Origin of the sequence: Saccharopolyspora erythraea (genome assembly GCF_018141105.1) — a bacterium.
Lineage (GTDB): Bacteria > Actinomycetota > Actinomycetes > Mycobacteriales > Pseudonocardiaceae > Saccharopolyspora_D > Saccharopolyspora_D erythraea_A.
This window is the reverse complement of the sequence record NZ_CP054839.1, coordinates 1,762,893-1,781,971: the sequence shown is the minus strand read 5'-3', so window position 1 is coordinate 1,781,971 and position 19,079 is coordinate 1,762,893. Positions and strand designations below refer to the sequence as shown.

Sequence of the window (19,079 nt, the reverse complement as noted above, 5' to 3'; positions counted from 1 at the left end):
ATGTGATTGTCCCGGTCGCGTCCGGAAATGACTCGACTGGATTGCTCCACCGCGGCAGCCGGGTTGCGGTTCTGTTTCCGAACGCGCCGCGCACACGTCATCGGCAGGTCACCGGGGTCACGACTGGCTATCGGCTACGCCGGTCCACCGTCCGCCGCCACCCGGGCGCCAGATACGGTTGGGGACGTGACTGCCCCGGTTCCCGCATCGGCGACGGCCTTCCTGGCCAACATCCCCAGCCCCGACCAGGGGGTCTGGTACATCGGCCCGTTCCCCCTGCGCGCGTACGCGCTGTGCATCATCGCAGGCATCGTCGTGGCGATCCTGTGGGGCGACCGGCGCTGGGTCGCCCGCGGAGGCCGCAAGGGCACGGTCGTCGACATCGCGGTGTTCGCGGTGCCGTTCGGCCTGGTGGGCGGTCGGCTCTACCACGTCGCGACCGACTGGCACAAATACTTCGGGCCGGACCGCAACCCGCTGGACGCGCTCAAGGTCTGGGAGGGCGGCCTCGGCATCTGGGGCGCGGTCGCCCTCGGCGCCGTCGGCGCCTGGATCGGCTGCCGCCGCCGCGGCGTCCCGCTGCCCGCGTTCGCCGACGCGGTCGCGCCCGGCCTCGTGCTCGCCCAGGCGATCGGCCGCCTCGGCAACTGGTTCAACCAGGAGCTCTACGGCGGACCGACCACGCTGCCCTGGGGCCTGGAGATCTACCGGCGCATCGACCCGGCGACCGGCCTCTCCGACCCGATCGCCGGGGTCGCCGCCGACCACACCCCGATCACGGTCGTGCACCCGACCTTCCTCTACGAGCTGCTGTGGAACGTCGGCGTCTGCCTGCTCATCGTGTGGGCCGACCGCCAGTTCAGGATGGGTCGCGGCCGCGTCTTCGCGCTCTACGTCGCCGGGTACACCGCGGGCCGGTTCTGGATCGAGCTGATGCGCACCGACGAGGCCACGCCGCTGTTCGGCATCCGGATCAACGTCTTCACCTCGGTCATCGTCTTCGCCCTCGCCGTGGTCTACCTGCTGGTCGTGCGCGGCAAGCGGGAGGACCCGGCGCAGCTGCTCGGCAAGCCGAGGCCGGGCGAGGAGGACGAGCCGGAGGCTCGGTCCGACGACGCCCCGGCCGAGGAGGCCGCCGGCGGCGAAGCCGCGGACGGCGAGCGGCGGGCCGGCGGCGCGGACGCCGCCGAGCCGGAGGCGGAGCGCGACCGGCCGGAGGCCGGGAGCGGGCAGCCGGAGGCGCAGGCGCAGCGCGCCAACGGCGACGGCGAGAGCCGGAGCTGAGGAACGTTTCAGAGGCCGTTTGCGTAGCGGTGGGGTGGCGGAGCCGCGGCGCGGGTGCGCGGCTCGCGCCGCGAGTGTTCCGGCGCGCACGGCGGGCCTGAGGTCGCGCCGGTGGGCGCCGGACCAGGGCCGCTGCGACGGGCCTCAGCCGCGGATCGGGGCGATGACGGGGTTGCCGTCGGGCGTGTGCAGGACGGTGACGCGACCGGTGTAGCGCTCGGAGAGCGTCGTGGGGGTCAGGACCTCGTCAGGGGTGCCCTCGGCGGCGACCCGGCCGCCGTCGAGCAGCAGCAGGCGCTCCGCGTACTGCGCGGCCAGCGTCAGGTCGTGCAGCGTCATGACGACCGTGGTGCCGAGCTCCCGCCGCAGTTCGTCGACCAGGTCGAGCAGGGCCTGTGCGTGTCCGACGTCGAGTCCGGTCGTGGGCTCGTCCAGCAGCAGCACGCCCGCCTGCTGCGCGAGCGCGCGGGCCAGGACGGTGCGCTGGCGTTCGCCGCCGGAGAGGGTCGACAGCTGCCGGTCGGCGAGCCCGTCGAGGTCCAGCCGCTCCAGGAACCCGCCGACGACCTCCAGGTCCCTGGCGCCTTCGCGGCCCAGGGGTCCCAGGTGCGGTGTCCGACCGAGCAGCACGTAGTCGGTGACGGTCATGCCGACCGGGAGCTGCGGGATCTGTGGGGCGTAGCCGACCAGCCGCGCGCGTTCCCGGCGGCGCAGCCCGGCCACCGCACGGCCGTCGACCACCACGCGCCCCTCGTGCCGCACCAGTCCCGCCACCGCCTTGAGCAGGGTGGACTTGCCGGAGCCGTTGGGGCCGATGATGCCCAGCCAGCCGCCGCTGTCCACCGTGACCGACACGTCCGAGACGACGGTGGTGCGGCGGTACCCGGCCGAGAGGCCGTGGGTCTGGAGGCTGCTCAAGCGGTCCTCCTGGCGTAGAGCAGCACGGCGAAGAACGGCGCGCCGGCGAACGCGGTGATGACGCCGATGGGAAGCTCCGCGGGCGCCATCACGGTGCGGGCGAGCATGTCGGCCAGCACCAGGAACGCGCCGCCGAACAGCAGCGACAGCGGCACGATCACCCGGTAGCCGCCGCCGACGGCCAGCCGCACCAGGTGTGGCACGACGAGTCCGACGAAACCGATCAGCCCGGCCACCGACACCGCCGCCGCGGTGGCCAGCGACGCCGCGACCAGCACCAGCGCACGCACCCGGCCCGGGCGCACGCCCAGCGCCGCGGCCTCCTCGTCGCCGGTGCCCAGCAGGTCCAGCAGCCGCCCGCACAGGCACAGCACGACCACCGCGACCGCGAGGTAGGGCAGCACGAGCAGCACCTCCCGCCAGCCGGTGGTGGTCAGCCTGCCGAGGATCCACATGTAGACCTGCTCCAGCGACTCCAGGCGCAGCTGCTGGACGAAGGTCTGCCCGGCGGTGAGGAACGCGCCCACCGCGACACCGGCGAGCACCAGCGTGGCCGTGTCGGCGCCGGAGACCCGGCCCACCGCCCAGGTCAGCCCGACCCCGCCGAGCGCTCCGGTGAAGGCCGCGACCTGGACCGGCACCGACATGCCGCCGGCCAGCTCCGGGGCGACGGCGATCACGACGGTGACCGCGAGCCCTGCGCCGGCGGCCGATCCCAGCAGGTAGGGGTCGGCCAGCGGGTTTCGGAACACGCCCTGGAAGGCCGCGCCGGAGACCGCCAGCGCCGCGCCGACCAGCGCGCCCAGCAACACGCGCGGCACCCTGAGCTGCCACAGGATCGCCGCCTCGCGCTCCGACAGCGGGGACATGCCGCCGGTGACCTGCGCGACCAGCTCGCCGAGCACCCGCTGCCAGCCGAGCTCGGCGGCACCGGTGAGCACCGCCAGCAGCACGCACAGCAGCAGGGCGGCGACGCCGAGCAGGAGGTGGGACGGGCGCAGCCGCGTCCGCGGCAACGCGGTGACGGGCATCAGCCGTGCTGCGTCTTCTTCACGGCCTCGCTGATCGAGCGGACCAGGTCGACCACGCGCGGGCCCCAGCGCCCGGCGGTGTCGTCGTCCAGCTCGACGACGCGGCCCTCCCGGACGGCGGTCAGCGCGTTCCAGCCCGGCCGCGCGGCGGCCGCGGCGGAGGTCACCTGGCAGCACTTGGTGTCGGCCAGGAAGATCAGGTCCGGGTTGGCCTGCACGATGTGCTCCTCGGACAGCTGCGGGAACGGCCCGCCCGCCGGGTCGGCGATGTTGGTGAGGCCGAACAGGGCGTAGACGCTGCCGACGAAGCTCTGCGAGGTCGCGGTGTAGTGATCCGGGCTGACCTCGTGGTAGTAGGTCAGCGGGCGCGGGGGCTTGGGAGTCGACTCCACCAGGCGTTCGATGTCCGAACGCATCCGTCCGGAGAGGTTCTTGGCGGCCTTGGTGTGCCCGGTGGCCTGACCGATGACCTCGATCTGGCGGTAGGCGTCGTCGAGGCTCGCGGGCGCCGGGGTCAGCAGCACCGGCACGTCGAGCGCGCGCAGTCCCTCGGCCAGCTCAGTCGCGCTGTCCGGCGCGATCACCAGGTCGGGGTTCTGCCCGCCGATGGCGGCGGCGTCGGAGTTCAGTGCCGACAGCTCGGTGCGGGGAGCCTGCGCCGGGAAGTCGGAGAACTGGTCCACGGCCACGACCTGGTCGCCCGCGCCCACCGCGTAGAGGGTCTCGGTGGCCGTGGGGGAGAGCGAGACGATGCGCTTGGGCTGCTGGGCCAGCGTCACGGGTTCCTGGCCGGGGATCTGCACCTTCGCCGGGAACGCCGAAGCCGGGTCGTCGACCGGGCCGGGCGGATCGACGGCCGGGGGACGAGTGGCGCAGGCTGTGGCCCCGGCGAGCAGGGCGAGCGCGGCGAGCAGCAACGCGGCGAGGCGGCGGAACCCGGTCATGACTTCCCTCGGTTCGGCCGGTGCGGTCCGGCGCCGGGTGGCCGACGCCGCACCCCTGCACCGGGAGTGGCGGACATCGACGCCACGCGCAAGGCGACCTGGCTCGGCCCCGGGCTGCGCCGGGACCATCACAGTTGCGGCACAGCACCGGGTTCGCACCGGGTTTCGCTTCCGCTGGCGTCCGCGGGCACCCGACCACGGCTACCCTGAGCAGGAAAGATATCAGTAAACGATCGCCACGCACGTCCCAGCGGGGGGTGTCCTGGCGCACTGGGGCTGTGCGGATCGCGACGCAGCGGCTAGATTTGGTGACGAAGTGTGCAAACCGGCGTGCCGGCGACTCCTCGGTTAACCGACGGAGGCCGGTATGAACAAGATGGTCAGCATCACTCCCAGAGTGCTGCTTCTGGGTATCTTGACTGTTAAAGTATTTTGAACAAACTCCGGACGCGACGGGTGACTCATTTCGCCCGGGCCTCTTGCGATCTCCGGATGGTCATGAGCGGGCCAGCGTCGTCCCGTGCCCAGAAGTCGAAGTCTCCTGACTTGAGCACGCGGTACGACTAGGGAGGTCTGCGCAGTGGTCTTCTCTGCCATTCCCGCCCGGCAGGGTCTTTACGACCCCGCCGCGGAACAGGATTCCTGTGGTGTCGCCATGGTCGCCGACATCCGCGGCCGGCGTTCGCACGGCATCGTCGCCGATGCCCTGACCGCGTTGGCGAATCTCGAGCACCGGGGCGCCGCGGGCGCCGAACCCACCAGCGGTGATGGTGCGGGCATCCTGCTCCAGCTCCCCGACGAGCTGCTGCGGGCCGAGGCAGGGGTGCGGCTCCCGGAGCCCGACGACTCCGGCCAGCAGCGCTACGCGGCCGGGATGGCATTCCTGCCCGCCGACGCGGGGGAGCGGGCTCGAGCGGTGGAGCTGGTCGAGCGGATCGCGGGCGAGGAGGGCCTGCGGGTGCTCGGCTGGCGCGCGGTGCCGATCGCGCCGGAGGCCGCCGGGGTCGGCCAGACCGCGCTGGGCTGCATGCCGCACTTCAGCACGCTGCTGGTGGCCGCCGAGGACGGCCGCGCGGGCGCCGAGCTGGACCGGCCGGCGTTCTGCCTGCGCAAGCGCGCCGAGCGGGAGGCTGCCCGCGAGGGCGTGGAGCTGTACTTCCCGTCGCTGTCGAGCCGGACCATGGTCTACAAGGGGATGCTGACCACCGAGCAGCTGCCCGCCTTCTTCCCCGACCTGGGCGACGAGCGGCTGACCAGTGCCATCGCCCTGGTGCACAGCCGGTTCTCGACCAACACCTTCCCGTCGTGGCCGCTGGCCCACCCGTTCCGGTTCGTGGCCCACAACGGCGAGATCAACACCATCCGCGGCAACCGCAACAGGATGCGCGCCCGCGAGGCGCTGCTGGAGTCGGAGCTGATTCCCGGCGACCTCTCGCGGCTGTACCCGATCTGCTCGGAGGACGGCTCGGACTCGGCGTCGTTCGACGAGGTGCTCGAGCTGCTGCACCTGGGCGGGCGCAGCCTGCCGCACGCGGTGCTGATGATGATCCCGGAGGCGTGGGAGAACCATGCCGAGATGGACCCGGCCCGCAAGGCCTTCTACCAGTTCCACGCCAGCCTGATGGAGCCGTGGGACGGCCCGGCGTGCGTGACCTTCACCGACGGCAGCCTGGTCGGCGCGGTGCTGGACCGCAACGGCCTGCGCCCGGCGCGCTGGTGGCAGACCGCCGACGACCGCGTCGTGCTCGCCAGCGAGTCCGGTGTGCTCAACCTCAAGCCGGAAGAGGTGGTGGCCAAGGGCCGCCTGCAGCCCGGCCGGATGTTCCTGGTCGACACCGAGCAGGGCCGCATCGTCGACGACGAGGAGATCAAGTCGGAGCTGGCCGGGGGGCGCGCCTACGACGAGTGGCTGCACGCCGGGCTGCTCAACCTCGACAGCCTGCCCGACCGCGAGCACGTCGTGCAGAGCCACGAGTCGGTGGTCCGCCGCGAGCTCACCTTCGGCTACACCGAGGAGGAGCTGGCGCTGCTGCTGGCTCCGATGGCGCAGAAGGGCGCCGAGCCGCTGGGGTCGATGGGCTCGGACACCCCGCCCGCCGCGCTCTCGCAGCGCTCGCGGATGCTCTACGACTACTTCGTGCAGGGCTTCGCGCAGGTCACCAACCCGCCGCTGGACGCCATCCGCGAGGAGATCGTCACCTCGGTGGCGCGGGTGATGGGCCCCGAGCAGAACCTGCTGGACCCGTCGGCGGCGTCGTGCAGGCACGTGGTGCTGCCCGCGCCGGTGATCGACAACGACGAGCTGGCCAAGCTCATCCACATCAACTCCGACGGCGACCTGCCCGGCTTCGCCTGCACCGTCCTGTCCGGACTGTACGAAGTGGACGGTGGCGGCGCGGCGCTGGAGGAGGCGATCGAGCGCGTCCGCCAGGAGGCGTCGGAGGCCATCGCCGCCGGGGCGCGCGTGCTGGTGCTCTCCGACCGCGACTCCGACCACCGGATGGCGCCGATCCCGTCGCTGCTGCTGGTGTCGGCGGTCCACCACCACCTGGTGCAGACCAAGGAGCGGCTGCGGGTCGCGCTGGTGGTCGAGAGCGGTGACGCCCGCGAGGTCCACCACATCGCCGCGCTGCTGGGCTACGGCGCCGCCGCGGTCAACCCGTACCTGGCTTTCGAGGCGATCGAGGACATGATCGCCACCGGCCAGATCAGCGGAATCCGGCCGCGGGTGGCGATCCGCAACTACGTGCAGGCACTGGTCAAGGGCGTGCTGAAGGTGATGTCCAAGATGGGCATCTCCACCGTCGGCGCCTACACCGCCGCCCAGGTCTTCGAGGCCGTCGGGCTGTCGCAGGAGGTCGTGGACTCCTACTTCCGCGGCACCACCTCCAAGCTCGGCGGCGTCGGGCTGGACGTGCTGGCCGAGGAGGTCGCGCAGCGGCACCGCCGCGCCTACCCGGACAACCCGGCCGCGCGGGTGCACCGCAGGCTGGAGACCGGCGGCGAGTACTCCTTCCGCCGCGAGGGCGAGCTGCACCTGTTCACCCCGGAGACGGTGTTCCTGCTCCAGCACGCCACCAAGAACCGGCGCTACGAGGTGTTCCGCAAGTACACCGCCGAGGTCGACCGGCTGGCCGCCGAGGGCGGCACGCTGCGCGGCCTGTTCGGGATGCAGAGCGGTCGCGAGCCGATCGACATCGACGAGGTCGAGCCTGCCTCGGAGATCATGAAGCGCTTCGCGACCGGCGGCATGAGCTACGGCGCCATCTCCGCCGAGGCGCACGAGACGCTGGCGATCGCGATGAACCGCATCGGCGGGGTGTCCAACTCCGGCGAGGGCGGCGAGGACGCCGACCGGCTCTACGACCCCGAGCGCCGCTCGGGCATCAAGCAGGTCGCCTCCGGCCGCTTCGGCGTCACCAGCGAGTACCTGGTCAACGGCAGCGACATCCAGATCAAGATGGCCCAGGGCGCCAAGCCCGGCGAGGGCGGCCAGCTCCCGGCGCACAAGGTGTACCCGTGGATCGCCAAGACCCGGCACTCCACGCCGGGCGTCGGCCTGATCTCGCCGCCGCCGCACCACGACATCTACTCGATCGAGGACCTCGCACAGCTCATCCACGACCTGAAGAACGCCAACGACCAGGCGCGGGTGCACGTGAAGCTGGTCAGCTCGGTCGGCGTCGGCACGGTCGCGGCGGGCGTCAGCAAGGCCCACGCCGACGTCGTGCTCATCTCCGGTCACGACGGCGGCACCGGCGCGGCGCCGCTGACGTCGCTGAAGCACGCGGGCACGCCGTGGGAGGTCGGGCTGGCCGAGACGCAGCAGACGCTGCTGCTCAACGGCCTGCGCGACCGCATCACGGTGCAGGTCGACGGCGGCATGAAGACCGGCCGCGACGTGGTCATCGCGGCGCTGCTGGGTGCCGAGGAGTACGGCTTCGCCACCGCGCCACTGGTGGTCGAGGGCTGCATCATGATGCGCGTCTGCCACCTCGACACCTGCCCGGTCGGGGTCGCCACCCAGAACCCGGAGCTGCGCAAGCGCTACACCGGTCAGGCCGACCACGTGGTGAACTTCTTCGAGTTCATCGCCCAGGAGGTCCGGGAGTACCTGGCGCAGCTTGGCTTCCGCACCCTCGACGAGGCCATCGGCCAGGTCGAGGCGCTGCGCACCGACGAGGCGGTGGAGAACTGGAAGGCCCGCGGCCTGGACCTCGGTCCGGTGTTCGCGGTTCCCGAGACCCCGTACTCGCCGGTGCGGCGCCGGGTCCGCGAGCAGGACCACGGCCTGGACCTGGCGCTGGACCGCACCCTGATCCAGCTCGCCGAGGCGGGTCTGGAGGACGCCCACCCGCTGCGGCTGCAGCTGCCGGTGCGCAACGTCAACCGCACCGTCGGCACGCTGCTGGGCGCCGAGGTCACCCGCCGCTACGGCGGCGACGGCCTGCCCGACGGCACGATCCACGTGGAGCTGGAGGGCTCGGCCGGGCAGTCGCTGGGCGCGTTCCTGCCGGCGGGGGTCACCCTGGACCTGGTCGGCGACGCCAACGACTACGTCGGCAAGGGCCTCTCCGGCGGCCGGATCGTGGTGCGCCCGCACCCGGACTCGTCGTTCGCCGCCGAGGACCAGGTCATCGCGGGCAACGTCATCGGCTACGGCGCCACCAGCGGCGAGGTCTTCCTGCGCGGCAAGGTCGGCGAGCGGTTCTGCGTCCGCAACTCCGGCGCGACCCTGGTCGCCGAGGGCGCGGGCGACCACGCCTTCGAGTACATGACCGGCGGCGCGGCGGTGGTGCTCGGCGGCACCGGGCGCAACGTCGCGGCCGGCATGTCCGGCGGTACCGCCTTCGTGCTCGACCTTGACCCGGTGCGGGTCAACACCGCGATGGTGGACCTGGAGCGGCCCGGCGCCAACGACCTGAAGTGGCTGCACGAGATCGTGCGGCGGCACCACGAACTGACCGGCTCGACGGTCGCGGCCTCGCTGCTGGGCGACTGGCGGCGGCGCTCCGCGGGGTTCACCAAGGTGATGCCCCGTGACTACCAGCGCGTCCTGGAGGCCATGCGGCTGGCCAGGGCCGAGGGCCGCGACGTCGACGAGGCGATCATGGAGGCTTCCCGTGGCTGACCCGCAGGGCTTTCTCAAGTACTCCCGGGCCGACGCGCCGAAGCGTCCCACCGACGAACGACTGGGCGACTGGTACGAGGTCTACGCCTCGCTGTCCACCGAGGACCGCAAGGCCGAGACCTCCAAGCAGGCGGCCCGCTGCATGGACTGCGGCATCCCGTTCTGCCACTCCGGCTCGGCGGGCTGCCCGCTGGGCAACCTGATCCCGGAGTGGAACAACATGGTCCGCCGCGGCCAGTGGGACCAGGCGTCCGAGCGGCTGCACGCGACCAACAACTTCCCGGAGTTCACCGGCAAGCTGTGCCCGGCGCCGTGCGAGGCCGGGTGCGTGCTGTCGATCTCGCCGGCCGCGGGCGGCCCGGTGGCCATCAAGCGGGTCGAGGAGGCCATCGCGGAGGTGAGCTGGGAGAACGACTACGTCGAGCCCCAGCTCGCGGAGCTGGCCACCGGCAAGCGGGTCGCGGTCGTCGGCTCCGGGCCCGGCGGGCTGGCCGCGGCCCAGCAGCTCACCCGCGCCGGGCACGAGGTGACCGTCTTCGAGCGCGACGACCGCATCGGCGGGCTGCTGCGCTACGGCATCCCCGAGTTCAAGATGGAGAAGTCCGTCCTGGACCGGCGGCTGGCGCAGATGCGTTCGGAGGGCACGAAGTTCGTCACCGGCTGCGAGGTCGGCGTCGACCTGACGGTGGAGGAGCTGCGCGCGGGTTACGACGCGGTCGTGCTGGCCGTCGGCGCGCTGCGCGGCCGCGACGACCGCACCGTGCGCGGGCGCGAGCTCAACGGCGTGCACCTGGCCATGGAGCACCTGGTGCCGGCGAACAAGGAGTGCGAGGGCGACGGTCCGACGCCGATTTCGGCGGAGGGCAAGCACGTCATCATCATCGGCGGCGGCGACACCGGCGCCGACTGCTACGGCACCGCGAACCGGCAGGGCGCGCTGAGCGTGACCCAGCTCGACAACTACCCGCAGCCGCCGACCAGTCGGGACGACGACATCTCGCCGTGGCCTACCTGGCCCTACATCCTGCGCACCTACCCCGCGCACGAGGAGGCCGGCGAGCGCAAGTTCGCGGTGGCGGTGGAGGAGTTCGTCGGCGACGACGAGGGCAACGTGCGGGCCGTGCGGCTGCGGCAGGTCAAGGTCGAGCGGGTCGACGGGCGGCGACAGGTCATCCCGGTCTCCGACGAGGTCGAGGAGCTGCCGTGCGACCTGGCGCTGCTGTCCATCGGTTTCGAGGGTGTCGAGCACATGGACCTGCTCGGCGGGCTCGGCATCGAGCTGACGAAGAAGGGCAGCATCGGTTGCGGGTCGAACTGGGAGACCACCGCCCCCGGCGTCTTCGTCTGCGGTGACGCCCACCGGGGCGCCTCGCTGGTGGTGTGGGCGATCGCGGAGGGCCGCTCGGTGGCCAACGCCGTCGACGCGCACCTGATGGGCGACTCGCAGCTCCCGTCGCCGGTGCACCCCACCGCGCTGCCTCTCGCCGTCGTGTGACGACCGTGGGCGGCGGTCCGGCTTCTCGGACCGCCGCCCACGGCTCATCTCATGCGGATCGGAACGTGCCTGCCTTGACGTCGGCCAGGAAGGCACGGAACGCGGTGGCGGGGAACTCCAGCACCGGGCTCGCGGCGCCCAGCTTCGAGTCCCTGATGCCGATGACGCTCGCGCGCCTGCCCATCTCGACGCAGTTGCCGCCGTCATTGGTGCTGTACGACGACTTGATGAATCGGACGGCTGCCCAGTCGATGCCTGAGTTGGCCATACGGCTCAGTCCTTCCTCGCTCATCTCCCAGCGAACTGGCTTGCCAGCTCACGGATGAAGTTACGCGATTCGACCGGCCCCAAGGCAATGCCGTAAAGCCTGCTCAGCAGCTCGTTGTAGCGGCGCACCGCCGCCGCTGGCTTGTCGATGTAGATGGCATCGCCGTAGATCTCGATGTAGACGATGTCGGTGCTGGTGTCCTCGTCGAAGCGGAAGATCACGAAATCCGAGCCGACTGCGTCGTACGACAGCGTGTCGAACGGGATGACCTGGATGTTGATGTTGGTCAGCAGCGCGACCTCTGCGAGGTAGTCGAGCTGCTCGGCCATGGTCGCGGGGTCGCCGATCTGCCGCCGCAGCGCGGATTCGCTGAGCACGAACGAGAAGTGCGAGGCGTCCTCGCGAGTCAGCAGCTCCTGCCGCTCCTTGCGAATCCGGACGTGGTCCTCGACGTCCTTGCCGTTCGGGTCGTCGCCGCGACCGGCGAACATGCTGCGCGTGTACTCCTCGGTCTGCAGGATTCCGGGCAGCACTTCCGAGCCGACCATCATGACCTCGGTCGCGCTCTGCTCGAAGTCGCGGAACGCGCGGAACCACTTCGGCCCGGGGTAGAGCGTCGCCTCCTTCGGGCGACCACGCCGGCGGCGGGCGCCCTTGGCGAGTTCGCGGCACCACACCTTGTCCTTCGGACTGGCCTTGTACAGCGACAGCAGGGCTTCCAGCTCCAGGCCCGAGATGCCGACCTTGGCGGTCTCCACGCGGCTGATCTTGTTGTGCGCCTTGCCGAGGTGCTCGGAGGCCACCTCCTGGGTGATCCCGGCCGCTTCGCGGAGCTTGCGCAGCTCGTTGCCGAGCTGGCGTTGCTGCATGGTGATGGAGCTGGAGTGCGTTGACATCGTCGTCCTTCCGAACCAGAGCATCACCGGAAAGGTGTATGTACAGAATTGCCTTACGGTCTTAATCTTGGCCCTGCCGGTGAGCAAGGCCAAGAGATGCACTCGGTGTACATCCAAACCGTAGCGAATTTGGCTCTGTAAACCGGATATCCCCCGATCGGCTGGCTTCGCCGTTCTTCCTCCCCCGGCGGTGTGGCCATCCACCGGCGTGCGGTGACCCCGAGTGAGGCTCCAGCTCACTACCGCGCGCCGCGTGCCGCGCGGTCCGGTACCTCTCCCAGCGCCGGGCCGCGCGGCTCCCGTCCCCGAATCCCTGGCAGGTGTCCATGTTCCTGAAAGACCTCAACGAATCCGTGCGCCGCCGGCTCGACATGTTGGCGAGTATCGCCAGACACGGCGAGGAGCATGCGGTGTGCGAGATCGCCCGCTCGGAGATGCCGAACCTGGTCGCCGCCGTGCGGACGCTGATGGCGCAGCACGAACCGGGCGATCCCGGGGAGTGCCCGGCCTGTTCCCGGATTCTGTGGCGCTGGCAGCGGCCTTGGCGACGTCCCAAGTCGCCGTGCCGCGTCTACCTGGCCGCCCGCTGGGCGCTGCTGGACGAGCACGCCGCGTCGCCGAGGAGCTGACCCGTGGCGAACCGGCACTTCTGGCAGCCGATCCCGCACACCACCGCACCCGGCGGTGTGCGGCACGCCTTCCGGGGCTGCCGCTGGGAAGGCGAGTCGTCGGCGACGACCGTGTGCGGACAGCGGGTGCCACTGGCACGAACGTCCGAGATGGACTGGATCACTTCTCCGTCGTGCCCTGAGTGCTCCGAAATCCTGCGTCAGGAGTGCTGACTCGTCATCCGATGGCGGTCACCGACCGAATGCGCTCCAGGCGGAAGTTCCTCTCGTCGTCGCGCATGTGGCACCAGGCGACGAGCCAGCGCTGGTCGAGGTCGATCGGTGTGACCGGACGGCTGGTGCGCTTCCCGGTCTGGTCGACGTACTCGATGTGCACCGCGCTCTCGCGGGCGAGCGCGTCCGCGAGGACGTCTATCTCGCCCGGACCGAGCTGGGTCGCTTCGTGAGCCAACTCGTCGACCCTGGACGTCAGGCCGGTGATCGCGGGCTGTGGTGGCTCGGTGCCCTTCGCCAGCGCCTTGGCGATCAGGTCGAAGTCCGGCTCGGCGCGGTTCGCAACGACCGCTCGGCGCGGCCGGAGGTTTCGGCTGCCGCCGTCGCCACGCTTACCCGCGTGGCGTTCGAGCCGCACACTGCCGCTGGCGTCCTGCTGGACAGGTGAGTAGCCCGCCGCGCGAAGCTTGTCCAGTGTCTCGGACGCTGCCTTGCCCGAGGCGAGCACGGTGGGTGCGAGCACCCGAAGCTTCAGCGGCGCCAGTGCCTTGTGCCTGCTCACCTCGGCGAGCAGGGCCTCGTCCCCGACGACGCAGCACTTCACCGTGGTCACCTTCAGCTCGCCGAAGCGGCGGGCGACGTCGTCGATCAGGTAGCGCAACGGCTGCGGGAGCGTCGAGTCCGAGATCCTCTCCAGTTCGGCCACCACGTCCTCGGCCGTCCAGCCCTGGTCGAACGCCCGCCGGATCGAGGTCGGCGAGAAGCGCCAGGTGGACGCGGTGTCCCGGCGCTCCAGGTCGGCCATCAGATCGAGCGACCTGGTCAGCTTCGCGTTCGGAGTGCCGCGGACCACGGCGGTCAGATCCGCTTGCAACACGGCGGATTCCTGCGCCGTGGGAAGCATTCGTGCGGCCTCGGCACGAAGCCGGTCGCTGTCCTCGGCCAGCAGCGAGCTGCCCAACGACGACAGGGCGGCGGAGGCGGTGACGCCTGTGGCATCGCACTCCGCCCAGGTCAACTTCGCTGGGGCGCCGATGCTCTCGGCGTCGCCGTACAAGGCCGGTCGGAGCCAGGCCAGTAGCGGGTCGAGCTCATCGGTGGAGGCCACCGCGTGCCCGTCCGGAAGTTCGGCGAGCTGGCCCACCAGGTCGTGGCGGAGCATGCGGTCGATGTCGTTGGACAGGCCCGCGAGCGCCGGTCCGGGCTTTTCCTCCAGACACGTCATGGTCGGGGCGCCCGGCAGCCACCACCATGCCGAGACCAGCTCGACGTACTGGTCGGCGGGGTCGCTGGTCTGCCACTCCTCCGCGCTGTCGGCGGGCACGATGTCGCCGTCGCCGTCGATCGAGAGCAACTCGGCGCCCGCCGCCGCTTCCAGCCACAGCCTGACTTCGCGTTCGTCGGCGTGCAGGGCCTTGGCCAACTGGCTCAGGACACGAACGCCGACACCGCCGGATTTCAGCGGTGACACGGAAGCCTTCGCGCAGTGCTCCAGCAACCGCGCGGCACCCGCCACGAACCTGCCTGCCGCGACTGCGGCAGTCCTGTCCACCGCGCCGGTACCGGCTTCCGTGGTCTTCGGTGCGGCCGGTCGTTTGCGAAGTGGGGCGTGGTAGTCGGCCCCGCGCAATGCCAACGCCACCTCGCGGGGCATCTCGAAAGGACCGTTGACGTGGAACCTGTCCACCGGAACGAGCAACGCCCGCTCCAGCAGCCAGGACACCGGATCGATCGCCCGGTTCGTCGAGATCCCTTGGAAGGGATCGCAGATGGGACCTTGCCACGCCGTCTTCTCGACGATCTCGCGGCACTCGGCAGGTGCTTGCGCCAACAGGCCCGCGATCTCGGCTGGGTCGGAGAGGAATGCCTCGATCGCGTCGAGCGTTTGCTGCTTGCGCTTGCCCTTGCGGATTCCGATGCTCTCGGCGATCCAGCCGAGTTCGTCGACGGGAAACGGCTTGAGCAGAGCTTGCACGTTACGGCCGAGGCCAAGCGAGCTGCGGGCGGACCGAAGCGGACCGGCAAGGTGCAGAGTGCCGTCCGGGGCGGGCCATACCAGTGCGTTGCGCCGCAGGACCGCCAAGCCGCGATCGAGTTCCGCGGTGTTGTCGACCCCGTGCGCCCGCGCCAGCTCTTCGACCGTGCAGCCATCGCCGGACACCACCACCCCGGCGAGGACGTCGTGGCATTCTCGGTCCAGCTCGTCGAGCGCCCGCTGGATCGAGTGCGGGACGTTGAGCCGGTTGCCGAGTTCGTCCGCGGAACGTGGCGGCGGCGAGGCGCAGTCCGGCCGAGACCGCAGCAGTTCGGCGAGCTCGCCGACGTCCAGAGACCTCAGCCACTTGACGAAACCGGAAGTCATTCCGACATGTTGCCATCCCGCCTCACGAGACGGTCGCCCCACTCGTGTCGCCGCCTCCGACACGGTCGCGACGACCTCAGTCCGCGGGTTCGCACGATCGTGGATCAGGGGTGCTGGCTAGCCTGACCCGATGTCGATGCCCCCGGTTTCGTTGCCACAGCGGGAAAAGGCGCCGCCGGTGCCGCTCGGAGCGCGGCGAGAGCGGGTCCGCGGGCTCCTGTCCGGTGTGCTCGCGGGAGTCGCACTGCTGTGCGCGTTCGCCTTCCCGTTCGCGCCGGTGCACCAGCCCGTCGTCGGCTACCACTGGCCGGGTGAACCGGGCGCGTCGGCGGTCCCGCTGATGCCGTACCAGCCGGTGAGCCTGCGGGCGTCATGGTCGTGTGCGGCCATCGAGCGGCTCGGCGGCCACGGCACGGTGCTGGCGACCGCCCCGCCGTCCTCGGACGCGTTGCCCGCGCTACGCGTCGAGGTGACCGGGGGCGTCCTGCGCGCCACCAGCTACGGGACGGTCGTAGCCGAGGCACCGGTGCCCGCAGGGGAGTGCGGTTGGACGCTGACCTCCGACCCCGACCGCACCGAGCTGCGCCTCGACGGACGGCCGATGGCGGCGGTGCGGGGCGACGTGCGGCCCGCGGTTTCGGGGATCTTCACCCAGGCCCCGACGTCGGAAGGCATCAGCGTCGACCTCGTCGCCGACACCCGCTTCCAGACCACCGCGAGCGGCATCAAGATCGCGCTCGGCGCCGGATGCGTGCTCGCGCTCCTGGGCCTGCTCGTGGCGCTGCCCGGGGGCCGACGGGTGTGCAGGAGGGCGAAGTGGCGGCCGCGGTTGGTCGACTGCGTCGTGGCCGCCACGCTGGGCACGTGGGCGTTGATCGGCCCGGTCACCGTCGACGACGGCTACATCGCGGGCATCGCGCGCAGCCGGGGCGAGAACGGCTTCGTCGGCAACGCCTACCGCTGGCTCAACGCCCCGGAGGCCCCGTTCGGCTGGTTCTACGAGCTCTACCACCTGTGGGCGCAGGTCTCGGCCGCGCCGCTGTGGCTGCGGGTGCCGTCCACACTGCTCGGTCTGCTGTGCTGGATCTTGTTGTCCCGCTTGGTTATCCCACGCCTGGGGCGGTTCGCGCGGAGCCGGGTGGTGCCGTGGTCGGCCGCACTGCTGTTCTTGGCGTGGTGGCTCCCGTTCAACCTCGGGCTGCGGCCCGAACCGTGGGCCGCCGTCGGTTTGATCGCCGCCTGCTGCCTGGTGGACCGCGCCGTCGCGACGCGGGCCGCCCGGCCGTTCGCCGCCGCGCTCGTGGTCGCCGGGGCGACCACCGCGCTCACGCCCTACGGCGTGATGGCGTTCGCGCCGGTCGTGGTCGCCGCGCCCGCGCTGCTGCGCAACCTGCGCGCGGCGACGGGAGGTGCCGCGGTCGCGGTCATCGGTGCGGCGACCGCTTCCGCGCTGCTGCCGATGTTCGCCGACCAGAGCTTCGCGGCGGTGGTCGAGGCGACCCGGGTCCGCAAGCTGGTCGGCGGGGACCTGCCGTGGTTCCAGGAGTACGTTCGCTACGTCCGCCTGCTCGAACCCGGCACGTTCCAGGGCGCGCTGGCCCGCCGCGCGCCGGTGCTGCTGACCCTGCTCGGCCTGCTCGCCTGGGCGCTGCGCGGCCGTCCGCCCGGTGTCGCAGGCGCGGCGTCCGCCCGCATCACGGCGACGACCGCGCTGTGCTTCGGCGTGCTGATCTTCAGCCCCACCAAGTGGACCCAGCACTTCGGCGTCCTCGCCGGGGTCGGCACCGCCGTCCTGGTCCTGTCCGTGCACGCGTGGCGCCGGCGCGCCGGGCGCGACGTCCGGGAGCTGGTGCTGGGCCTCACCGCTGTCGCGCTCGCCGCGGGTGTGGTGCTGGCGGGGTGGAACAAGTGGCCCTGGGTCGGCGACCACGGGCTGACGTGGAACTCGATGGCGCCGGCGGTCGCGGGCGTGCACCTCGCCGACGTCGTCGTGGTCTGCGGGCTCGGACTCGCCGGCGTGCTGGCGCTGGCCGCGGCGTGGCGCTCGGGCGGCCGGGGCGGATGGCCCGGCTGGCCGCGCGGAGTACCGTCACCGGCGCTGGTGGCGGTGGTCCTGGTCGCGGCGACGGTGTCGCTGGCAGTGGGGTCGTTCGCGCGCGCGAGCCTGACCGGACGCGGCTACACGCTCGCCGCGGACAGCGCCGCCGCGCTGCGCGGCTCGACCTGCGGGCTGGCCGACGCGCTCGCGGTCGAGACCGACCCGTCGCAGGGGGTGCTTCCCGCGCTCGGCGACGGCTGGTACCGGCTGGCTGCCGAGCAGCGCGACGGCCGCCTGCCGGTGGTCTTCGGGACCACCGGCCAGGCCACGGCGGTGTTCGCGACCGCGGAACACACCGTCGTCGCCACCGAGCGCGTCGTGCCGTCGCGGAGCGCGGAGGTCCGGCTGCCGGTGCCGGCGGGCGCCGACGCCGTGCGGGTGCCGGGGGCGGTGAGCCCGCCACGTGCCCCCCGGCTCACCCCGATGACCGAGCTGCTGCCGACCGGCACCGCGGCGGTGCTCGACTGGCCGGTGGCGTTGCTGTTCCCCTGCCTGCGACCCGCGTCTTTCACCGACGGCACCGCCGAACTGCCAAGCTGGCGCGTCGCCCCACCGAGCACGGACGGCTCCGCCCACATCACCTACGACCTCGCCACAGGTGGCCCCTTCGCCACGGCGCGCACGCTCGTGCGCGAGCGGCAACTGCCGGTGTACCTCCGCGACGACCCGCTGCGGGACGTTGCCCGTCTGTACCGATGGGACGTGCTGGAACGCCCGCTGCACCCGACGGCGGAAACGCGCACCGTGATGGGCTGGCACCGCGACGGCCGCGCGAGCGTCCCCGGCCTCGATCCGGCCGGATAGGAGGTGTCCTCGTCACTGCTCCAGGACGGCCTGCACTCCGAGCTCGATCGTCACCGTCGGGCCCACCACGGCGATGCCCTTGGCCAGCGTGGCCTTCCAGTTGACCGCGTAGTCCTCCCGGCGCAGGACGGTGGTGGCCAGGCACGCGACGCGGTGGTCGCCGTCGAACCCGGGGCCCTGCCACTTGCGTTGCCCCAGGTAGGTCGTTTCGAGCTGGACCGGGCTGGTCGTGCCGCGCAGCGTCAGGCGGCCGTTGACCATCCAACGGTCGCCCCGCACGTGGGTCAGCCGGTCGCTGGTGAAGAACAGGCGGGGGAAGTTGGCGACGTCGAGGAAGTCCTCGGACCGCAGGTGGTCGTCACGCATCTTGACGCCGGTGTCGATGCTGGCCGCGTCGATCGCGATCTCGATGCGTGACCGCTCGAAGGGGCGGTCCACCCGGATCAGGCCCTCGAACTCCCGGAACTTCCCGTGGATCTTCGACATTCCGATGTGCTGGGCGATGAAGCGCACCTCGGTGTGGTACGGGTCGAACCGCCAGACGCCGGGACCAGGCAGCTCCAGTGACGCGTCCGGTTCGAGGTGCACGCTGCCCACCGAGGTCTGCCGGTTGACCTGCACCTCGACCTGCGTGCTGGCGCGCTTGTAGCCCCCGGCGGTGACCGAGACCCTGTACTTGCCTGGCGGCACGGCGGCCACGAAGTACCCGTACGCGTCCGTCTGTCCTTCAGCGATCCGCTGGTTGCGGGTCCCGTCCACGACCGCCACGGTCGCCCCGAGCAGAAGCCGTCCTTGCTCGCCCTGGACCTGGCAGCTCAGCACCCCGCTGTCCAGGGGAACCGGAGGCAGGACCGAGGCCGCGCGGTCGGGTCGCAGCGGTGCGTCTCCGGAGAAGCGGCGCCGTAGCTTGGACAAGATCATCTGATCCCTTCCCTACGTCCCCCCGACGGACGCGAATTGTTGCCGAGTCAAGTACTCCGGGGCCCATGGTAAATCGGGCAAGTCG

At 71.5% G+C, this 19,079-nt stretch carries 12 protein-coding genes; 5 read left to right on the top strand and 7 right to left on the bottom strand.

The genetic code is table 11. From position 1 onward, the window contains the following. Positions 1-186: 186 nt before the first annotated feature. Entirely contained in the window at positions 187-1,284 is a 1,098-nt protein-coding gene (lgt, locus tag HUO13_RS08195) for a prolipoprotein diacylglyceryl transferase (protein WP_211900830.1), read from the top strand. 144 nt (positions 1,285-1,428) lie between these two features. Here lgt and HUO13_RS08190 read toward each other — a convergent pair whose 3' ends face one another. Genes HUO13_RS08190 through HUO13_RS08180 form a run of 3 tightly spaced genes read right to left on the bottom strand, consistent with a single transcriptional unit; the run spans position 1,429 to position 4,177 of the window. Next, positions 1,429-2,202 carry an ABC transporter ATP-binding protein gene (locus HUO13_RS08190; RefSeq protein WP_211900829.1) on the bottom strand — a complete coding sequence of 258 codons (774 nt, stop codon included), beginning with the start codon at positions 2,200-2,202 and terminating at the stop codon, positions 1,429-1,431. Continuing rightward, complete coding sequence (locus tag HUO13_RS08185) at positions 2,199-3,233, bottom strand: FecCD family ABC transporter permease (protein ID WP_211900828.1); 1,035 nt, start codon at positions 3,231-3,233, stop codon at positions 2,199-2,201. Before HUO13_RS08185 ends, HUO13_RS08190 begins: the two co-directional genes overlap by 4 nt. Further along, a complete protein-coding gene (locus HUO13_RS08180) occupies positions 3,233-4,177 on the bottom strand; it encodes an ABC transporter substrate-binding protein (protein WP_211900827.1) in 945 nt (314 codons plus the stop codon). The genes HUO13_RS08185 and HUO13_RS08180 overlap by 1 nt, the downstream gene beginning before the upstream one ends. A 580-nt stretch (positions 4,178-4,757) precedes the next feature. On the opposite strand from HUO13_RS08180, the gene gltB reads away from it, so the two are divergent. Both gltB and HUO13_RS08170 read left to right on the top strand, forming a co-directional pair. Next, on the top strand, positions 4,758-9,308 hold the full coding sequence (gene gltB / locus HUO13_RS08175) for a glutamate synthase large subunit (protein WP_211900826.1): 4,551 nt from the start codon (positions 4,758-4,760) through the stop codon (positions 9,306-9,308). Beyond that, positions 9,301-10,803, top strand: coding sequence for a glutamate synthase subunit beta (locus tag HUO13_RS08170; RefSeq protein WP_211900825.1), 1,503 nt, complete (start codon positions 9,301-9,303; stop codon positions 10,801-10,803). Before gltB ends, HUO13_RS08170 begins: the two co-directional genes overlap by 8 nt. 49 nt (positions 10,804-10,852) lie before the next feature. Here HUO13_RS08170 and HUO13_RS08165 read toward each other — a convergent pair whose 3' ends face one another. Then, positions 10,853-11,071 (bottom strand): DUF397 domain-containing protein, encoded by a 219-nt coding sequence (locus HUO13_RS08165; RefSeq protein ID WP_211900824.1) that lies wholly within the window; start codon positions 11,069-11,071, stop codon positions 10,853-10,855. Positions 11,072-11,091: 20 nt separating this feature from the next. After that, a complete protein-coding gene (locus tag HUO13_RS08160) occupies positions 11,092-11,967 on the bottom strand; it encodes a helix-turn-helix domain-containing protein (RefSeq protein ID WP_211900823.1) in 876 nt (291 codons plus the stop codon). A gap of 326 nt (positions 11,968-12,293) precedes the next feature. Between HUO13_RS08160 and HUO13_RS08155 the strand changes: the two genes are divergently transcribed. Continuing rightward, positions 12,294-12,596: a hypothetical protein gene (locus HUO13_RS08155; RefSeq protein WP_211900822.1), complete on the top strand. Its 303-nt coding sequence runs from the start codon at positions 12,294-12,296 to the stop codon at positions 12,594-12,596. Positions 12,597-12,813: 217 nt separating this feature from the next. Here HUO13_RS08155 and HUO13_RS08150 read toward each other — a convergent pair whose 3' ends face one another. Then, positions 12,814-15,171, bottom strand: coding sequence for a helicase C-terminal domain-containing protein (locus HUO13_RS08150; protein ID WP_211900821.1), 2,358 nt, complete (start codon positions 15,169-15,171; stop codon positions 12,814-12,816). A gap of 130 nt (positions 15,172-15,301) precedes the next feature. On the opposite strand from HUO13_RS08150, the gene HUO13_RS08145 reads away from it, so the two are divergent. Continuing rightward, positions 15,302-18,073, top strand: a complete 2,772-nt coding sequence (locus HUO13_RS08145) for an arabinosyltransferase domain-containing protein (RefSeq protein ID WP_249124540.1) — start codon at positions 15,302-15,304, stop codon at positions 18,071-18,073. 12 nt (positions 18,074-18,085) lie between these two features. Here HUO13_RS08145 and HUO13_RS08140 read toward each other — a convergent pair whose 3' ends face one another. Then, complete coding sequence (locus HUO13_RS08140; RefSeq protein WP_211900820.1) at positions 18,086-18,994, bottom strand: YceI family protein; 909 nt, start codon at positions 18,992-18,994, stop codon at positions 18,086-18,088. Positions 18,995-19,079 lie beyond the last annotated feature (85 nt).